15 protein-coding genes and 3 pseudogenes are annotated in these 17540 nt (G+C 71.5%); 8 read left to right on the top strand and 10 right to left on the bottom strand.

What is annotated here, in order from left to right:
- Nucleotides 1-299: 299 nt before the first annotated feature.
- Together ACFRAC_RS27340 and pgm are read right to left on the bottom strand one after the other, a co-directional pair.
- Nucleotides 300-770, bottom strand: coding sequence for a GreA/GreB family elongation factor (locus ACFRAC_RS27340; protein WP_382931618.1), 471 nt, complete (start codon nt 768-770; stop codon nt 300-302).
- Nucleotides 771-883: 113 nt separating this feature from the next.
- Nucleotides 884-2524 (bottom strand): phosphoglucomutase (alpha-D-glucose-1,6-bisphosphate-dependent), encoded by a 1641-nt coding sequence (gene pgm, locus ACFRAC_RS27335; protein WP_382931607.1) that lies wholly within the window; start codon nt 2522-2524, stop codon nt 884-886.
- A 113-nt stretch (nt 2525-2637) separates the two neighbouring features.
- Between pgm and ACFRAC_RS27330 the strand changes: the two genes are divergently transcribed.
- A complete protein-coding gene (locus ACFRAC_RS27330) occupies nt 2638-3312 on the top strand; it encodes a class I SAM-dependent methyltransferase (RefSeq protein WP_382931602.1) in 675 nt (224 codons plus the stop codon).
- A 114-nt stretch (nt 3313-3426) separates the two neighbouring features.
- Nucleotides 3427-5574 (top strand): FG-GAP repeat domain-containing protein, encoded by a 2148-nt coding sequence (locus tag ACFRAC_RS27325; RefSeq protein WP_382931596.1) that lies wholly within the window; start codon nt 3427-3429, stop codon nt 5572-5574.
- Nucleotides 5575-5634: 60 nt separating this feature from the next.
- On the opposite strand, the gene ACFRAC_RS27320 is transcribed toward ACFRAC_RS27325, so the two are convergent.
- The gene (locus tag ACFRAC_RS27320; protein ID WP_382931586.1) at nt 5635-6507 is read right to left on the bottom strand and encodes a PhzF family phenazine biosynthesis protein; all 873 of its coding nucleotides are present in this window, start codon (nt 6505-6507) and stop codon (nt 5635-5637) included.
- Between the two features lie 97 nt (nt 6508-6604).
- On the opposite strand from ACFRAC_RS27320, the gene ACFRAC_RS27315 reads away from it, so the two are divergent.
- On the top strand, nt 6605-7033 hold the full coding sequence (locus ACFRAC_RS27315) for a VOC family protein (RefSeq protein ID WP_382931576.1): 429 nt from the start codon (nt 6605-6607) through the stop codon (nt 7031-7033).
- Between the two features lie 15 nt (nt 7034-7048).
- On the opposite strand, the gene ACFRAC_RS27310 is transcribed toward ACFRAC_RS27315, so the two are convergent.
- Nucleotides 7049-8260, bottom strand: a complete 1212-nt coding sequence (locus ACFRAC_RS27310) for a phosphatidylserine/phosphatidylglycerophosphate/cardiolipin synthase family protein (RefSeq protein WP_382931571.1) — start codon at nt 8258-8260, stop codon at nt 7049-7051.
- Nucleotides 8261-8381: 121 nt separating this feature from the next.
- Complete coding sequence (locus tag ACFRAC_RS27305; RefSeq protein ID WP_382931565.1) at nt 8382-8669, bottom strand: DUF4190 domain-containing protein; 288 nt, start codon at nt 8667-8669, stop codon at nt 8382-8384.
- A 244-nt stretch (nt 8670-8913) separates the two neighbouring features.
- Here ACFRAC_RS27305 and ACFRAC_RS27300 point away from each other — a divergent pair, with 244 nt between their 5' ends.
- On the top strand, nt 8914-9642 hold the full coding sequence (locus ACFRAC_RS27300) for a calcium-binding protein (protein WP_382931559.1): 729 nt from the start codon (nt 8914-8916) through the stop codon (nt 9640-9642).
- A gap of 123 nt (nt 9643-9765) precedes the next feature.
- On the opposite strand, the pseudogene tnpA reads toward ACFRAC_RS27300, so the two are convergent.
- A pseudogene (tnpA, locus tag ACFRAC_RS27295) lies at nt 9766-10015 on the bottom strand (IS200/IS605 family transposase); the annotation flags it as partial.
- Nucleotides 10016-10048: 33 nt separating this feature from the next.
- Here tnpA and ACFRAC_RS27290 point away from each other — a divergent pair.
- Together ACFRAC_RS27290 and ACFRAC_RS27285 are read left to right on the top strand one after the other, a co-directional pair.
- A complete protein-coding gene (locus ACFRAC_RS27290) occupies nt 10049-11272 on the top strand; it encodes an RNA-guided endonuclease InsQ/TnpB family protein (RefSeq protein WP_382931922.1) in 1224 nt (407 codons plus the stop codon).
- Nucleotides 11273-11333: 61 nt separating this feature from the next.
- Nucleotides 11334-12717 (top strand): annotated as a pseudogene (locus tag ACFRAC_RS27285) (ABC transporter ATP-binding protein); the annotation flags it as partial.
- 252 nt (nt 12718-12969) lie between these two features.
- Here the strand turns inward: ACFRAC_RS27285 and ACFRAC_RS27280 are convergent.
- On the bottom strand, nt 12970-13341 hold the full coding sequence (locus ACFRAC_RS27280) for a winged helix-turn-helix transcriptional regulator (protein ID WP_382931552.1): 372 nt from the start codon (nt 13339-13341) through the stop codon (nt 12970-12972).
- 76 nt (nt 13342-13417) lie between these two features.
- On the opposite strand from ACFRAC_RS27280, the gene ACFRAC_RS27275 reads away from it, so the two are divergent.
- The gene (locus ACFRAC_RS27275) at nt 13418-13828 is read left to right on the top strand and encodes a RidA family protein (protein ID WP_382931543.1); all 411 of its coding nucleotides are present in this window, start codon (nt 13418-13420) and stop codon (nt 13826-13828) included.
- Nucleotides 13829-14258: 430 nt separating this feature from the next.
- Here the strand turns inward: ACFRAC_RS27275 and ACFRAC_RS27270 are convergent, their stop codons facing one another.
- From ACFRAC_RS27270 to ACFRAC_RS27260, 3 genes and pseudogenes are all read right to left on the bottom strand, one after another.
- Entirely contained in the window at nt 14259-14444 is a 186-nt protein-coding gene (locus ACFRAC_RS27270; protein WP_382931535.1) for a hypothetical protein, read from the bottom strand.
- Between the two features lie 544 nt (nt 14445-14988).
- Nucleotides 14989-15186 carry a hypothetical protein gene (locus ACFRAC_RS27265; RefSeq protein WP_382931527.1) on the bottom strand — a complete coding sequence of 66 codons (198 nt, stop codon included), beginning with the start codon at nt 15184-15186 and terminating at the stop codon, nt 14989-14991.
- 90 nt (nt 15187-15276) lie between these two features.
- Nucleotides 15277-15428: pseudogene (locus tag ACFRAC_RS27260) on the bottom strand (PhzF family phenazine biosynthesis protein).
- Nucleotides 15429-15796: 368 nt separating this feature from the next.
- Between ACFRAC_RS27260 and ACFRAC_RS27255 the strand changes: the two are divergent.
- Nucleotides 15797-17020: an MFS transporter gene (locus ACFRAC_RS27255; protein WP_382931521.1), complete on the top strand. Its 1224-nt coding sequence runs from the start codon at nt 15797-15799 to the stop codon at nt 17018-17020.
- Nucleotides 17021-17540: the final 520 nt, after the last annotated feature.

Below are 17540 nucleotides of genomic sequence, written 5' to 3'. Positions count from 1 at the left end.
GCCGCCCGTGCGTCGCGGTCATGGGACGTCCGGGACGGGCAGGTCCACGGTGGGCGCCGGTGACCCGCGGCTGCTCGCGGAGCGGATCATCGGACATCGCCGGCGGGCTCTTCAGGCCCGCCGGGCCGCTCGCCTCGCGACTGCGGACGCCGGAACGCCTGGAGCCCGACGAGGAGGGCGCACAGGTCGACGTGACGCACCCGCCCGAGCAGGTCGCCGCCACGGCGGCCCGGCTGCTCCGAGGGCAGGCCACGGCGGGTCAGCACACCTCAGGGGCGGGCCAGTTGGGGGCTGACCGGTCAGTCCGTCTGCCCCAGGGAGACCACGACCGCGCTCTGCGAGCCCCCCGGTGTGCGGTAGTGCACCGTGTCGCCGGGCTTGTGGCCCAGCAGGGCCCGGCCGAGTGGGCTGTCGACGGTGACCAGCGAACCGTCGGAGCCCACGGTCGTCTCCCCGACCTGGAACGTCTCCTGCGAGCCGTCGGCGAACCGCACGGTGACCGTGCTGCCCACACCCACGCGGTCGTCCTGCGGCGGGTCCGCCGTGCCGGTGGCGTCCAGCCGCGCCGTGAGGTCCGTGATCCTGGCGTCGATCCGGCGCAGGTCGTTGGCCCGCTGCAACTCGTCGGCCGCGTCGGCGAGGTCGCCGACCGAGGCGTCCGAGTCCCGCAGGGTCGAGGCGACGGTGTCGCGCTCCGTGCGCAGCCGCGACAGCTCCTGCTCCAGGGCCTGGCGAGCGGTGCTGCTGATCGGCGCGGGTTGGCTGGTCATGCCTGCTCCTGGGGACGGAGGCGATGTGTCCCCATTTTAGACACTTCGCCGGATCCTGACCCGTCCGAGCCCGCCCCCGCCGGAGCCCGCGCCGATGTGACAGCTTCCGCCCGTCAGGCGCCCAGCGCCGCGAGGACCACGGACTTGGCCTCCTCCTGGACACGCCGCAGGTGGTCCGGGCCCTGGAAGGACTCGGCATAGATCTTGTAGACGTCCTCGGTGCCCGACGGGCGGGCCGCGAACCAGGCGCTGTCGGTGGCGACCTTGATGCCGCCGAGGGGCGCCCCGTTGCCCGGGGCCTCGGTGAGCACCGCGGTGACCGGCTCGCCGGCGAGGGTGTCGGCGGTGACCTGCCGCGGCGACAACTTGGCGAGCAGCGCCTTCTCCTCGCGGGTGGCGGGCGCGTCGATCCGCGCGTAGGCGGGGGAGCCGAAGCGGTCGGTGAGCCCCGCGTAGTGCTCGGACGGCGTCCGGCCGGTGACGGCCGTGATCTCGGAGGCGAGCAGCGCCAGGATGATGCCGTCCTTGTCGGTGGTCCACACCGAGCCGTCCCGGCGCAGGAAGGACGCGCCCGCCGACTCCTCGCCGCCGAAGCCGAGCGAGCCGTCGGACAGGCCGTCGACGAACCACTTGAAACCGACCGGCACCTCGACGAGTTCGCGGCCGACGTCCGCCGCCACCCGGTCGATCATGCCGGACGACACGAGGGTCTTGCCGATCCCCGCGGCCGCCGGCCACTGCTCCCGGTGCGAGAAGAGATACGAAATCGCCACGGCCAGGTAGTGGTTGGGGTTCATCAGACCCCCGTCCGGGGTGACGATGCCGTGCCGGTCGGCGTCGGCGTCGTTGCCGGTGGCGATGTCGAACCGGTCGCGCCGCTCGATGAGCGAGGCCATCGCGTACGGCGAGGAGCAGTCCATGCGGATCTTGCCGTCCCAGTCCAGCGTCATGAAGCGCCAGGTGGGATCGGTGAGCGGGTTGACCACCGTGAGGTCGAGCCGGTGCTCCTCGGCGATACGGCCCCAGTAGGCGACGGACGCGCCGCCGAGCGGGTCGGCGCCGATGCGCACCCCGGCCGACCGGATCGCGTCCAGGTCCAGCACCTCGGGCAGGTCGGCGACGTACGCGCCGAGGAAGTCGTGGCGGCCGGTGCCGGGCGCGGTCAGGGCACGGCTGTAGGGGATGCGCCGTACGTCCTTCAGACCGCCCGCGATGATCTCGTTGGCGCGGTCCTGGATCCAGCGGGTCGCCTCGGAACCGGCCGGGCCGCCGCTGGGCGGGTTGTACTTGAAACCGCCGTCGGCGGGCGGGTTGTGCGAGGGCGTGACCACCACACCGTCGGCGAGCGCGGACGTACGGTTCCGGTTGTACGTGAGGATGGCGTGCGACACCGCCGGGGTCGGCGTGTACCCGTCGTTCTGGTCGATCAGGACGGTCACGTCGTTGGCGGCGAAGACCTCCAGCGCCGTGACCCGGGCCGGCTCGGACAGGGCGTGGGTGTCGGCGCCCAGGTACAGGGGGCCGTCGGTGCCCTGCGCGGTGCGGTATTCGCAGATGGCCTGGCTGGTCGCGGCGATGTGGTCGTCGTTGAAGGCCGCCGCGAGGGACGAGCCGCGGTGCCCGGAGGTGCCGAACGCCACCCGCTGCCCGGGCTCGGCCGGGTCGGGGCGCAGGGCGTAGTAGGCCGTCACCAGACGGGCCACATCGATCAGGTCCTCGGGTCCCGCGACCTGCCCCGCACGCGCGTCCTGCATATCCCGCTCCTTACGCACACGTCGTCCGATGGGTACGCCCCCATTGTCCCCCGCCCGTCGCGGTGGGACGCGCACCGGGCGCCCGTTGTGGCGTGTACCCGGCCGGTGCGACCATGCACTCCGGCGAGGAAGGGGACACCCGCGTGAGCCACGACGACCGACGGCCGCCCGCGGCGGTGCTGTTCGACGCGCTGGGCGCCGGCTACGAGAAGGCGTTCGCGCACGCCCCCGCGCACCTGGCCGCGCTGGAGTGGCTGACCGGGCGTCTGCCGCCGGACGGCGGGCGGGTCCTCGACGTGGGCAGCGGCACCGGACGGCCCACGGCGGCGGTGCTCGTGGCAGCGGGCCATTCGGTGCTCGGCGTCGACATCTCCCCGGTGATGGTGGATCTGGCCACCCGTCAGGTGCCCGGCGCCGAGTTCCGCTGCGCCGACATCCGCGACATCCCGCTGGACGACGGCTCCTTCGACGGGATGGGCGTGTTCTTCTCACTGCTCCAGATGCCCCGTGCCGACCAGGCGGCGCTGGTGCGGCGGCTGGCCTCGGCACTGAAGCCCGGCGGGCACCTGGTGCTGGCCACGGTGCCCGCCGACGTGGAGGACGTCGAGGTGGTCTTCATGGGCCGGGCGATCCGCGCGACCAGTTTCCCGGAGGAAGGGGTGCTCGCCTTGGTCCGGGACGCGGGGCTGACGTTGCTGTCCACGGAGAGCGCGCTCTTCACCCCCGACCACCCGGACGCCGGCCCGGAGCCGCACCTCTTCCTGCGCTGCCGCCGCGACACCGCCTAGGCCCAGGCGTCTCCGGGCGGGTGCGAGGTGATCTTGGCTGATATACGCTGCCCCCGTTCGAACAGTTCGGCGAATTCCTGCGTTGGGATTCGCCCTGCCCGGGGGGGCCTTCCCATGACGTCGCAGTCGCGCGTGGTGCTCGGCATCGCGCTCACACCTGTACTCACCCTGGCGGCCGTGACGCCGGCCACCGCTCAGCCCGCGGCAGCCGGCACCGGCTCCGCCACCACCGTCACCGTCGACCAACGCGCACCCGGCACCTGGGGCACCCGCACCCAGCTCGCCCCGAACCCCACGCCCGGCTCGGCCTCCGGCGGCCTCAACGCCCTGGTGTCGGCCGGGAACGGCACCCTGGTCGCCCTCACCGGTGACGGACTCTCCCGGTCCACCCGCGTCCGGCCCGCCGGAACCACCCGCTGGCTCGCACCACAGACATGGGGCGACGCCGGGGCCTACAACACCGAGCTGCTCGCCCTCGGCGACGGCTCGGTGCGCCTGGTCTGGCGGGCCGAGCGCGCCGACGACCACAACGACCACTGGCTCAGCATGGCCACCCTCGCCCCCGGCGCCACCGCGTTCTCCGCGCCCGAGTACATCGCCCCGGTCCCCGAGAAGGGCTACCACCACCTCGCCGCCGACCCCGACGGCCGCCTGATCGCCGTATGGACGGAATCCGGCGTGGTGAAGGCCGCCGAGAAGACGGGCCCGCAGGCCGCGTGGACCGCGCCGGCCGACCTCAACACGCAGCCGCCGTCCGGCAGCCGGGACATCGCCGCCATGGACCTGGCGGTCGACAAGAACGGCACCGCCCTGCTGGTCTGGCAGTGGCAGAAGGGAAAGGGCGTCGTCGCCCTGGAGAAGTCCCGTGGCGAGACCGCCTGGAAGACGGTCACCGGCTTCCCCGTCCCGGGCGTCGACCTGGCACGCCCGAAGGTGTTCGCCCGCCCCCAGGGCGGCTTCGACGTCTTCTACGACGACCAGGCGCACCTCGCGTACACGCGCCGCACCGCCGGTTCCACGACGTGGAGCGCCCCGCGCACCGCGGCCGCCACCGGCAGCACGTTCGGGATGACGGCCCCCGTCCACCTGCCGAACGGCGACCTCTTCGTCGCGGGTGCCCCCGGTTACGCCACCGGCCCCTGGTACGCGCTGCGTTCGGCGTCCACCGGCACCTGGCAGCCCTTCACCCAGGCGTTCTCCACGCACAAGAAGGTGCGCTCGGTCTCCGCCGCCGCCACCTCGGGCGGCACCGTCACGGTGACGTGGCGGGAGGGCTACTCCGGCGCGGAGTACACGATGGCCGCCGCCTTCAAGGGCGGCACCTGGTCCGCCGCGCACCGGCTCAGCGCCACCGGCGACGGGTTCGCGGGCGCGCCGTGGATCGCCGCCGACGCGCAGGGCCGCCCGGTCGCCGTATGGGACGAGTACAAGCCGTCCGCCACCGGCGCCACCGTCCTGGCCGGCGTCCAGCAGGCCACCACCACCGCCCGCGCGCTGCCCAAGTGGCGTGACTACACGGACGACGGCAAGGCCGACCTGTTCGGCCGCGGCAGCACCGGGGTCAGGGTGTACGCCGGTGGCGCCGCCGAACTCACCGCCGGCGAACGGGCGAGCGGCTGGCCGACCGGCACGCTCGTCCTGCCCTACGGCGACCTGGACGGCGACGGCTGCGACGACGTGTTCACCCGCAGCCCCGAGGGCGAGGCCCGGATCCGCGTCACGATCTGCGGCGGACAACCCGACCAGCAGACGTACGGCGTCAAGATCTCCTCGGACTGGAGCGGTTACGACACCGTCCTGTCACCCGGCGACCTGACCGGCGACGGGCGCCCCGACCTGCTCACCCGGTCCGCCGCCAGCGGGAAGCTCTACGTCTACGCGAACGACGGCGCGGGTGGATTCAAGGCCCGCGCTCTCGCCGGCTCCGGCTTCGGGACGTACACGAGGCTCATCGCCGCAGGGGACCTCGACCGCGACGGGCGCAGCGACCTGCTGGCGATCGACGCGTCCAACGAGCTCTGGCGCCTCAGGGGGACCGGCAGCGGCACCTTCACGCCGCGGGCGCTCGTCTTCAAGGACTGGGGCACGTCCTACAAGGACGTCGTCGGCGGCCTCGACCTGTCCGGCGACGGCCGGGCCGACCTGATCTCGCTCGACCAGCAGGGCCGCGCGTGGCTGAACAAGGGCGACGGAGGCGGTGGCTTCGCCGCCCGGACCCAGGTCGGCAAGAGCACGAACTGGTCGGGCGTGCGCATCTCCTGACGGGGCGTCGGCGGGCCGCATCGGCGGCAGGCGCCGCCCACCCGGCCCGCACCGCCCGGGTCAGCCGATCCGGGTCCCCGCGCCGCTCACCCGGACCCGCGGGTCACCCGCGCGCAGCGTCACCGTCAACTCGCCCGGACGGCCCATGTCCTGGCCCTGGAAGAGGGTCAGGACGGCGTCCTGCGGGACCAGGCCGAGCTCTCGGGCGTAGGCGCCGAACGCGGCCGCGGCGGCGCCGGTCGCCGCGTCCTCGACGACCCCGCCGACCGGGAAGGGGTCCCGCACGTGGAAGACGGCGGGGGACTCACGCCACACCAGCTGGACCGTGGTGAGGTCGAGTCGGTGCATCAGGGCTTCCAGACGCGGGAAGTCGTACGACAGATCGGCGAGGCGCGCGCGGGTCGCGGCCGCGAGGACGAGATGACGGGCGCCGGCGAAGGCGATCCGGGGCGGGAAGGCCGGGTCGAGATCGGCGGCCGGCCAGTCGAGCGCGGCCAGCGCCTCCTCGAGGTCCGCGGCCGCGACCTCCTCCAGGTGCGGCTCCACACTGGTGAGGGTGGCCCGGACCGTACCGCCGTCGTCCGCCACCTCCACCGGCACGACACCGGCGGGCGTGCTGAACACGAGCTCCCCGGGCCCGATCCGCTCGGACAGGGCGATCGCCGCCGCGACGGTCGCGTGTCCGCAGAACGGCACCTCCGCCTTGGGACTGAAGTAACGGATGGTGTACGCCCGCCCGTCGGGGCCCGCGCTGTCCGCGGGAGGCGCCGTGAGAAAGGCGGATTCCGAGTACCCGAGGTCCGCGGCGATCGCCAGCATGTCGCCGTCGTCGAGGCCGGTCGCGTCCAGGACCACACCGGCGCGGTTGCCCCCCTCGGGCGAGGTGGAGAAGGCGGTGTACCGGAGCACCTCGGGCTGCGCGTTCGTCGTCATGCTCGGGGAACCCGCCCGGGTCCAAGGTCATTCCCCGCCCGCACCGTTGAACGAAAAGGGGATGAGCTTCCGGACGCCCGTTGTTAGGGTGCCTCCCGTGTCGACGATCAAGAAGGTCCAGGTCACATTCGACTGCGCCGATCCGGAGCGCCTCGCCCGCTTCTGGTGCGAGGTGCTCGGGTACGAGGTGCCGTCGCCCCCGGACGGCTTCGCCACGTGGGACGCGTACCACGCCGCCCAGCCGGAGGAGGAGCGCGGCGCCTGGTTCGCCTGCCAGGACCCCTCCGGGGTGGGACCGCGGCTGTACTTCCAGCGCGTTCCCGAGGGCAAGGTCGTCAAGAACCGGGTCCACCTCGACGTGCGGGTCGGCACCGGCCTCCGGGGCGAGGAGCGCCTCGCCGCGCTCGAGGCCGAGTGCGCGCGCCTCCTCCCGCTGGGCGCGGTCCGCGAGCGTCTGCTGTACGACGAGGACGACGCGTGCATCGTGATGCAGGACATCGAGGGCAACGAGTTCTGCCTGGACTGAGCGCCCGGCCCGGCCTCAGAGGAAGCGCCGGATGGGGGTGACCGCGGCCTCCATCGCGCGCTGCAGCGCGGCGCGCCTCCGCCACCGGCGCAGGTCGATCTCCACGCTCCGTTCGAGGTCGGCCTCGAAGTCCCGGTCGAGGGAGGCGGTGAAGTCCTCGTCCAGCACGGCGAGCATGACCTCCTCGTCGTGGTCCATGGACCGCCGGTTGAAGTTGGTGGAGCCGATGAGAGCGGCCACCGAGTCCACGGTGATGATCTTGGCGTGCATCATCGTCGGCTGGTACTGCCGGATGTGCACGCCGGCCTCCAGCAGCCGCGTGTAGTGCTGCTGGCCCGCGAGCTGGCAGGCTCGCTGGTCGGTGTGCGGACCGGGCAGCAGGATCTCGACCCGCACCCCGCGCCGTGCGGTCCGGCACAGCAGGTCGACGAAGTAGGCGTCGGGCGCGAAGTAGGCGGTGGCCAGCCGGAAGCGTTCCTCCGCCGAGGTGAGCATGACCCGGATGAGGGTCTGCATGTCCTGCCAGCCGATGCTGGCGGACCCGCGCACCACCTGCACCACCGACGACCCCTCCTGCGGGTGCTCGGTGAAGCGGTCGCGCTCGTCGAAGAGCTCCTCGTGGCACTCCGCCCAGTTCTGCGCGAACGCGGCGGCTATCCCGTCCACGGCAGGGCCGCGGACCTGTACGTGCGTGTCCCGCCACTCCGACGGGTTGCGCGCGTCGCCGCACCACTCCTCGGCGATCCCCACACCCCCGGTGAACGCGGTGTGCTCGTCGACGATGAGGGCCTTGCGGTGACAGCGGTGGTTCTGCTTGAACGGGGACAGCCACACGGGCTTGCGGAACCACGCGATCTCCACGCCGGCCGAGCTCATCAGCTCGAGCAGCCGGCCCTCGATCTCCTTCGCGCCGAAGCCGTCGAGCAGCAGCCGCACCCGTACGCCCGCCCGGGCGCGGTCGGCGAGGGCGGCGGCGAAGTCACGGGCGATCTGACCGCGCCAGTAGACGAAGGTCATCATGTCGATGGTGTGCTCGGCCGCTTGGATCGCGCCGAGCATCGCGGGGAAGATCTCGTCGCCGTTGCGCAGCGGAACGAGCGTGTTTCCCTCCGTCGCCGCCACCCCGATGAGCCGCTCCAGACGGCGGCGCAACCGCTGTTTGCGGTCCTCCGCCGTCGCCGTTCTGTCCTGGGCAGGACTGCGCGTCGGTATGCCGTCGAGTATCACGTCGGGTCTCCCACAGGGCGAAAAAAGGAGTGCGTCAGGGGGCCGCGGAAGCGGCCCCCTGAGCGGATGCCCCGTCGGCGCGGGCTCACGCCCCGCGGATCTACGGGTGTCCCGGCGGCGGTCAGCCGCCCACGTACCAGCTGAAACCGCCGTTGCTCGCGGCGACCGTGATGAACAGGATCCACAGGACCACGTCGACCACGCCGAGGATGATGCCGGCCTTCGCCAGGCCCGCACCGTTGCGCGCTCCGGCCTGGCGCCGGGCGAGGGCACCGAAGACGATGGCCAGCGGGCCGAGGATGATGTTCAGGATGAACAGCCCCACGATGCCGCAGCACAGGCTCGCGATCGCCATGCCGCTGGTACGCGAACCCGAGGACGCGGTCGAGGAACCACCGTAACTCGCCATTGCTCACTCCCTGTTGCCTTCGGGCGGCCCGAACGGGCCGCGCTCTCCCCACTGTTGGCTGCTTTGCCCGAATGCCCCCTTCCGGCGGACTCATGTCTGCGGATCGGAGCGGCGGGAGCCGGGGGAGCGGAGGCGGGGGCCGAACCCGGGCGCATCGCACGGTCCCGGAGGGCAACGGTCGGGCCCCTTCGGCAGTCGTACGCAGTGCCGAACGCGTCAGTGGGAGCGCCCCCTTGGAGGAACGATGAGTCGTCGCGGTGTCGTCGTGGGAACCGCCGTGGTGCTGCTGGCGGGAGCCGGTGCCTCGGCCGAAGCCGTCCCCGCCGACCGGGCGGGCGGGCCGGTGGTCGGACGGGCCGTCGTCAACGAGGGACGCGACGTCGTCGTGGGCACCACGCACGACGCGACCTTCCCGGTCACGGTCACCGGCTCGGGCGACCCGGCCCTGACCTTCGTCGACGTCGATCTGAAGGGGCCGCACGGCGGCTTCTACACCACGGACGCCTTCTGCGAGAGCGCCACGGCCTGCACGACCCGCTTCACCGTCAACGCCCACCTCGCGCCGGGCGCCGACGACCCGGTGGACCTCACCAACGCACAGGCGGGCACCTCGTCCGTCGACGCGCTGGCCGACACCGAGGACGGCACGTCCGTGTTCGCCCGGGACACGGGGTCGTTCTCGCTCAAGCGGGCCGCGCGGCTCACGGCGAACGCCTCACCGGAGCCCGTGGCCAAGGGCGCCCGCCTCATCGTGACCGGCCGGCTCGTACGGGCCGACTGGGACACCTACCGGTACACCGGATACGCGGGCCGGACGGTCGAGCTGCAGTTCCGGCCCAAGGGCTCCAGCACGTACCGCACCGTGGCCACGGCTGTGACGAACGGCACCGGCGCCCTGCACATCGTGGTCAAGGCGGCCAAGGACGGCTACCAGAACTCATTCGCAGTGGATCGGCCTTCAGGCCGGTGGTGAAGCGAATCTACTGGTCGCGACGCGGAGCGTCGCGGATTCAGGTCCGGCGGAGCCGGACGGCGTGGTTCTTTGCCTGCGGCGAGGAGCGTCGCGAGGGCTTTTCCCGGTTCAGCCGGGTGGTGCTTACACCGGCCGGTTCTGCTGTTCGATGTACTGCCTGATCACGGAGAGCGGGGCGCCGCCGACGGTTCCGGCGAAGTAAGACCCGGACCAGAGTTTTGCTGGCCCGCCAGTAGTGGCGTACCAGGTCGGGGAACTCCTGGCGGAGCCTTCGGGAGGAGACACCTTTGAAGGAGTTGACCAGCTTGGTCACGGCGACCTTGGGTGGGAAGTTCACCAGCAGGCGGACGTGGTTGTCCTCACCGTTCGTATCTCACCCATGACCCACGTATGTAGGGTGACGGCCATGCAGCTCCGGTACAGCTTTCGCCTGTACCCGGACACCGGCCAGCAGCAGGCGTTGGCGAAGGCGTTCGGGTGCGCCCGCGTCGTGTTCAACGACGCGGTGCGTGCCCGTGAAGACGCCCGTAAGGCCGGGCAGCCTTTCCCGACGGCCGGTCAGCTGTCCACGCGCCTGATCACCGAGGCGAAACGGACTGCCGAGCGGTCCTGGCTGGGTGAGGTCTGTGCGGTAGTGCTCCAGCAGTCCCTGCGGGACGCCGAGAGCGCTTACCGCAACTTCTTCGCCTCCCTCAAAGGCACCCGCAAGGGTCCGAAGATCAGTCCGCCGCGTTTCAAGTCCCGCAAGGACGCCCGGCAGTCGGTCCGCTTCACCGCCAACGCCCGCTGGAGCATCACCGGCAGTGGCCGTCTGGACCTGCCGAAGATCGGCGCGGTGAAGGTGACATGGTCCCGCACCCTGCCCGCCACCCCCACCTCCGTCACCGTCGTCAAGGACGCGGCCGGCAGGTATTTCGCCTCCTTCGTCATCGACACCGATCCCACCGTCGATGCGACCCGGATGCCCGACACCGACCGCATCGTCGGCATCGATCTCGGCCTGACGCACTTCGCGGTCCTGTCCGACGGCACGAAGATCGACTCCCCGCGCTTCCTGCGACGCGCGCAGAAGAAGCTGAAGAAGGCCCACAAGGAGCTGTCCCGCAAACAGAAGGGATCCAAGAACCGGGCCAAGGCCCGGCTCAAGGTCGCCCGCGCCCACGCCACCGTTGCTGACGCACGCCGCGAGTTCCACCACCAGCTCTCCACACGGCTGATCTCCGAGAACCAAGGGATCGCCGTGGAGGACCTCTCGGTGGCGGGACTGGCCCGCACAAGGCTGGCCAAGTCTGTGCACGACGCCGGATGGTCATCCTTCATCAGCATGCTGGAGTACAAGGCCGTCCGGTACGGCCGCACCCTGGTCAAGATCGGCCGGTTCACACCGACCTCCCAGACCTGCCACGCCTGCGGCACCGTCGACGGACCCAAACCCCTCAACGTCCGGGAATGGACCTGTACCGCCTGCGGCACCGTCCACGACCGGGACACCAACGCCGCGATCAACATCAAACAGGCCGCCGGACTGGCGGTATCAGCCTGCGGAGCGCCGGTAGGACCAGGAGCAATCCCGGCACAGCGCGAAGAAACAGGAAGCCACGGAATCCCCACCGGAAACCATGCCGCGTAGCAGCACAGCAACCGGTCAGGAAGGCCAGAATCCTCGGGCTTCAACCCGAGGTGCAAGTCAAGTCCCCCAGCATCCCGCGGCGGCCCTCAACCCCGCCCGTACCGTCTCCGCCCTGCTGACCGACATCGCCCGCACGCGGGTACGCCGGCTTCCGATCCGGCGGCGCCGGGCGGCGGCCCGCGACCGCATCCTGGGCGCCCTGACCGAGGCCCAACTCCCAGAGGCCGAAACCCCGCTGCGACGCTATCCCCACCAGCTCTCCGGCGGCCAGCAGCAACGCGTCGTCCTCGCCCAAGCGTTGCTGCTCGGGGCGCAGGTCGTCGTGGCCGACGAGCCCACCACGGGCCAGGACGCCCTGACCAAGAGCCGTGTCGTCGAGCGGTTCCGGGCCGTCGCGGCCCACGGCATCGCGGTGCTGCTGCTCAGCCACGACCTGGACGTGGTGCACTCCCTCGCCGACGATGTGGTGGTGCTGCGGGCCGGCCGGGTCGTCGAATCCGGCCCGGCCGGGCAGGTCCGCACCTCCCCGCAGGACCCATGGACCCGTGAACTGCTGCACAGGCGCGCGGAGTCGACGGACGCCAGGAGCCAGGTCTCCGGGCTGGCGCCACCGGGGTCGCGCGCACCGCTGCCCGGCGTACCGACCGGCGGCAGCGAGCCGCCACCCGTTCTCCGGGTTCGCGGCCTCACGGCCTGGCACCGCGACGACGCACGCGGCGCCGCTGTGGTGTTGCGCCGCCCCGAACTCGCCCTGTACCCGGGCCGGTCGCTCGCCGTGGCGGGCCGGTCCGGCAGCGGCAACACCACCCTGGCCCGCTGCGTCGCCGGCCTCCACCGGGACCACGACGGCGAGATCCTCCTCGGTGACAATCGGCTGCCGCGGAGTCTGCGCGACCCCAGCCGCCCACAGTTGGCAGCGGTGCAGTACGTCTTCCAGGACCCGCGCGCCGCCTTCGACGAGCACCGCCCCGTCGTACAGCAGGTCGCCCGGACCACCGTACGCCTACGGGGCGCCGACGAGGACACGGCGATGCGGGAGGCTCCTGACCACCCTGGCCGGCCTCGGTGTCCCGGAGGAGCCGGCCCACCGGCGTCCGGGCAGGCTGTCCGGCGGCGAGCTCCAGCGTGCCGCCCTGGCCCGCGCCCTGCTCGCGCGTCCCCGCGTCCTGGTCTGCGACGAGATCACCTCGGGCCTGGACACGCTCACCCGTCGGGCCATCCTCGACGTCCTCACCGGACTGGTCGAAGACCGCGGCGACCTGCCCCTGGTCCTGATCACCCACGACCTGAGCACGGCAGCGCTGGCCCACCGCGTCGCCGTCCTGGACGGCGGGGAACTCGTCGAAGAGGGTCCGACGCGGAAGGTTCTGGCGACCCCCGCCCATCCGTTCACCATCGCCCTCACCGGGGCGGCCGCCCGGCCGACGGCAGGGACGACCCGCTGACCGCGGAGCGGAGGGATACACAAGACCCTCCCAGGTGCTTTCCATCAACCAGCGCCATGTCCGCGTCCCGCAGATCTATGGCTGGGGTTACCATCGGCTGGCCCGTCCGCCGACCCCGCCCACCATCCCCGGCAGCCCACCGAAGTGCGGATCGGCAGCGGCCACGACCAGCAGCTGTACATCTGCCCGGCGTCGCCGCGCCACCCCATCGGGAGCTGATGCAGCAGCCCACCTGACGGCAGGCCAGGTCTTTCAGAGGTGCGCTTCTTCTCGCCCGTCGAAAGCCGCGCGTGCGCGTTCGATGGCTGGCATGCTCTGCGCGGCCCATGCCAGCAGTACATCGACGGGGTGCCGAAGTGTCTTGCCGAGGGGCGTGATCCGGTACACGACCGCGACGGGGCGAGTGGAGACGACCTCGCGCTCGACCACGCCGTTGCGTTCCAGCCGCCGAAGTGTCGCAGTCAGGGATTTCTGCGTGACCTGGGGAATGGCCCGGCGCAATTCGTTGAAACGGCATGGGCATTCGCAGAGTTCGTTCAGGACGCCGAGCGACCACTTGTCGAGGACCTGGTCCAGCAGTTCGCGGTGCGGGGCGTCGATCCGGAGTTCCTCGTCGGTGTCCAAGGCGAAACCTGGTCTCGTTGAAGTGGCCTTCTTCCACTAGGTAGCTTACGGATACTTCCTAAGAGGAGAAGAGGCCATGACTGTCCAGTACGTCACGCCGCAGGGCATGCTGCAGCCCGTCCCGTACCACCACGTCGCCGTAGGCACAGGGACCAAGCACGTCCACGTCAGTGGCCAGATCGCGCGCCAGCCCGACGGGACTGCCGTCGCGCCCGGCGATCTGGCCGGGCAGGTCGCCCAGGCGTTGCGCAACACCTCCGTCGGGCTGTCGGGCGCGGGCGCGTCCTTCGCGGATGTGGTGCGCCTGACGTTCTACGTGACGCGGTGGAGCCCGGAGAAGATCGGTGACTTCATGGGCGGCGTGGAGGCCGTCGCCGACGAGATCGGGCTCCCGCTTCCGATGCCGCCGGCCTCGCTCATCGGTGTAGAGCATCTCTTCGAGCCGGATGTTCTCGTCGAAGTGGAAGCAACCGCGCTCCTGGACTGAGCTTCGAGGCGGTGCCGCTCGCCGTGCCCGGACGCGGCCGGTGGAACAGCGGAGTACTTTCCCCGGCCGTACTGTCCGCTGCCTGCGCCGTCGGGACCGCGCACGGTGTCGGGCTGGCCCGGGCGGCGCAGTTCCTGTCGAGCCGGCCGGTTCAGCCGTTGTCCGGGGTCGTCACGTCCAGGGCCCGGGGGACCCCAGGAGCGGTGGGTGAGCATGCCGCACGGCGGCGCCCACGGTGCGGGCCGCGGACGCACGACGGCCGAGCCCTTGGCGAGCCTGCCCCACAGAACGTCTCCTCGGGGCCCGGCTGCGGGTCGGGGGCCTCCTCGACGAGGACTCTCGAGGTGTCGCCGTACTCGCGGCCACGGGCTGCACACGTGTTGTCAGAGGCCGGTCCGGTGGGCGGCCCGAGAGAGGATGCCTGTGCAGCTCAGGTGTGAAGTCGGGGGATCTCGCCCGGGCGGACCTTCACCACCTTCACGTGCTTACAACCTGAGGCCTTGAGTGCACGCCGGCGCTGCATGGCGGCAGTCTTCTCGAACACTTTTGCCGATGCCTGCGACGCACCGTCGGGGTCGGTCCAGATCAGACCGTAGCTCTGCACCGCGCTAGTCATGAACCCATTCCCTCTCCGCCCGGCCTCCGGGCCACCGACGCCATACAGACCATGACTGTCCCGCCACGTCGGCAGCCTGGCACGAGGCAGGCGGGAACGTCGAGACCACGCCCGCCAGGACCTCCACCTTCGCTCGTGGACCGAGGACCGGCCACGGCCTGTCCCGCCACGGCCCGGCTGCGGGGGAAGCAGTTCCCGGACCCGGCGTCACCAGGCCGTCGGACGGCGTCACACGGGCAGTCCCAGGGCCCGCGGCGCGGCGCAAGCAGTTCGCGATCGCCGACCCCAGCCCCAGTCCCTCGTCCGCCCGGAGCGACACCACGATCGGGTCGCCCCCCCCTTCCAGTCGAGTTCCCGCAAGAAGCCGTACAGGCCGGGTGCGCAGGCGGCCGACGAATCGGGAAGGGGCACCCACCGCCTGCGCGCTGACCACCGGGCCGGCGAAGGAGGCAGGTACGCAGACACGGCGAACGTACGCAGCTCAAAGGCGTACTCGGATCCCTCGGGCAGGGCCTGCCGATCGCGCCGATCATGGCGTCCGGGATCAGGGGCAGGTCGGGTTCGAGGGGGCGAGGACCTCCTCGGCCGTGGCCAACCGGACTGCGGCCCAGCCGGGGCCGTTGTCGACCCACTGATCAGCCACGACCCGCTCACGCGAGATACCGAACACGGCCACCACGTGCTTGAGATGGCCGTCGTCGCGCTCGCCGGTGCGCACCTGGGGCGGGGCGGCGAAGGACAACCTGTCCTCCCTTCGGCGCATGGTGACGAGGCCGGCGGCGCACTCCTGAACAAGGTGCTCGGCGTGCTGCGGGGCGCCACCGCCTTCCAGTCAGGCACGCGCGGAGCCGAGGGCGGGGTGCCCGGCGGAGGGCCGCTCGCCCTCGGGTGTGAAGATCCGCAGCCGGTAGTCCGACGTCGGGACGGTGGGCGGCAGGACGAACGTGTCTCGGACAGATTCGTCCAGCGGGCCAGGTGCTGCATCTGCTCATCGCTCAGGTCTGTCCCGTCCAGGCTCACCGCGACCGGATTACCGGAGTAAGAGGCCGTGACCGAACGGTCGTTGGACGACCGGTGAGGTGCGTCGTCGGGTGAGGCCGCCGCCTCATTCCCGGCGGCCGCCGAATCCACTGCGAGATGTCTCACGGGGCCGCAGGCCTCCGTCAATAGACAGACCTGTCTAGTATGGGGTTTCTCATCCGCCGAATGGGAAGTACCGCATGCGCTCCGCATCCCGCACACCCCGGTCCGTCTCCCCGAGCACGACGAAGAAGCGGGCGCCCGCCCATGCGGGCTCGCGCCGGAGGCGGCTCGGACCTACCGCCTCCATCGGCGTGCTGGCCTCGATCCTGATGTCCCTACTGGCGGCGTCGAGCGCGCCGACCCCGCTGTACGCGATCTACCAGCAGCACTGGGGGTTCTCCCCCGTCACCGTCACCGTCGTCTTCGGCATCTACGCACTGGCCGTACTCCTCTCGCTCCTGGTCTTCGGGAAGATCTCCGACCATGTGGGCCGGCGGCCCGTGCTGCTGGTCGCCCTGCTCGGCCAGGCACTGGCGATGGTGGTGTTCGCCGAGGCCGGCGGGGTGAACTCGTTGCTCGCCGGGCGCGTCCTGCAAGGGATCAGCACCGGTGCCGCGGTCGGTGCTCTCGGTGCCGGCATGCTCGACATCGACGCGCGCCGGGGCGGCTTCCTGAACTCCCTCGCGCCCACCCTCGGCACCGCGGGCGGCGCCATGGTCTCCGGTGTGCTCGTGCAGTACCTCCCGGCCCCGACCCGCCTGGTCTACCTGGTACTGCTGGGCGTGTTCGCGCTGCAGGCACTGGCGGTGCTCGCGATGGGCGAGACCGTCTCCCGCGAACGCGGTGCGCTGGCCAGCATGGCTCCCGAGTTAAAGCTGCCCAGGACGGCCCGGCCGGCGGTGGCCATCGCCGCGCCGGTGATGTTCGCCGTCTGGACGCTGACCGGCCTGTACGCCGCGCTGGGTCCCGCCATCATCCGCACGCTGGTCCACTCCGACTCCGTGGTGTGGGGCGGCCTGCCCCTCTTCGCCCTCGCGACCTCCGCCGGGCTTGCCGTGCCGCTCCTGCGCGGGACGGCGACACGCAGGGTCATGTTCACCGGCATCTGGTCGCTGATCGTCGGCGTCCTGATCACGCTGGCGTCCGTGGCCTCGAACGGCGGACCCCTCGCCGTGACCACGTTCTTCGTGGGTGCGGCGATCTCGGGCTTCGGATTCGGCGCCGGCTTCCAGGGAGGCATCCGACTGGTCGTCCCGCTGGTCGAGCCGCACGAGCGGGCAGGCGTGCTGTCGCTGCTCTATGTCGTCTGCTACGTGGGCCTCGGCATACCGGCCGTGATCGGCGGGTTCCTGGTAGTGCACGGCGGCGGCCTGGTGCCGACCGCCCGCGAGTACGGTGGGGCGGTCGTCCTGCTGGCCCTGGTGGCTCTGGCCGGGCTGCTGCGCAGCGGTCACGGCGTCGAGCACACGGCAGTGGTGCGGTCCAGCGACTTCCCGGCCCGGTCGGAACTCGCCTCCGAGCCGGCGCCCGCGGCACAGACCGCACAACGGTGACTGCTCCGCAGGCACTCAGAACAGACAGATCTGTCTTGCCAGCTCGAGCGCAGTGAGCGGACGCGGGCCAGGGCGCGGGCGATCCGCTCGCGACGTGGCCGACAAGGGTTTCTCCGACGACCTGCTGAAGACCGTCACCGAGCAACTGCCGGGCCACACCTCTCGCGAGGTCCCCACCGACACCCTGACACACCCCTCAGCGCCGGCGAGGTGCGCTGCCAGGCGACAGGAAAGCCATCCACATTCACCTCAGTACGCCGACCGGACAAGCCCACAGGCCGCCATGTGACGCGCCCCTGCACAGGTTTCTCGACCGGACCCCTCGACGAGGTCGCGGCCGGGTCAGGGAAGGTACCGCGGCGCTCGACGAAGCCGTGACCTCAGAGTTGCCTGCCAGGCCCCGGAGGACAGGCGGACACGACGGCACGCCTTGACGGGTCTGACGGACGTGACATCCCATCTTTGCTTGACGAAGCAATTTCTTGCCCCTTTACTTGTCTCAGCAACTACATCTCGGATC

The organism is Streptomyces sp. NPDC056628, from assembly GCF_042792555.1.
Lineage (GTDB): Bacteria > Actinomycetota > Actinomycetes > Streptomycetales > Streptomycetaceae > Streptomyces.
Note: the sequence above shows the minus strand (reverse complement) of the source record. Positions and strands in the feature narration are given on the sequence as shown.

Excerpts from the sequence above, each read along its gene's own strand:
- ACFRAC_RS27340 (WP_382931618.1), bottom strand. The coding sequence starts at position 770 with ATGACCAGCCAACCCGCGCCGATCAGCAGCACCGCTCGCCAGGCCCTG.
- pgm (WP_382931607.1), bottom strand. The coding sequence starts at position 2,524 with ATGCAGGACGCGCGTGCGGGGCAGGTCGCGGGACCCGAGGACCTGATC.
- ACFRAC_RS27330 (WP_382931602.1), top strand. The coding sequence starts at position 2,638 with ATGCACTCCGGCGAGGAAGGGGACACCCGCGTGAGCCACGACGACCGA.
- ACFRAC_RS27325 (WP_382931596.1), top strand. The coding sequence starts at position 3,427 with ATGACGTCGCAGTCGCGCGTGGTGCTCGGCATCGCGCTCACACCTGTA.
- ACFRAC_RS27320 (WP_382931586.1), bottom strand. The coding sequence starts at position 6,507 with ATGACGACGAACGCGCAGCCCGAGGTGCTCCGGTACACCGCCTTCTCC.
- ACFRAC_RS27305 (WP_382931565.1), bottom strand. The coding sequence starts at position 8,669 with ATGGCGAGTTACGGTGGTTCCTCGACCGCGTCCTCGGGTTCGCGTACC.
- ACFRAC_RS27300 (WP_382931559.1), top strand. The coding sequence starts at position 8,914 with ATGAGTCGTCGCGGTGTCGTCGTGGGAACCGCCGTGGTGCTGCTGGCG.
- ACFRAC_RS27290 (WP_382931922.1), top strand. The coding sequence starts at position 10,049 with ATGCAGCTCCGGTACAGCTTTCGCCTGTACCCGGACACCGGCCAGCAG.
- ACFRAC_RS27275 (WP_382931543.1), top strand. The coding sequence starts at position 13,418 with ATGACTGTCCAGTACGTCACGCCGCAGGGCATGCTGCAGCCCGTCCCG.
- ACFRAC_RS27270 (WP_382931535.1), bottom strand. The coding sequence starts at position 14,444 with ATGACTAGCGCGGTGCAGAGCTACGGTCTGATCTGGACCGACCCCGAC.
- ACFRAC_RS27255 (WP_382931521.1), top strand. The coding sequence starts at position 15,797 with ATGTCCCTACTGGCGGCGTCGAGCGCGCCGACCCCGCTGTACGCGATC.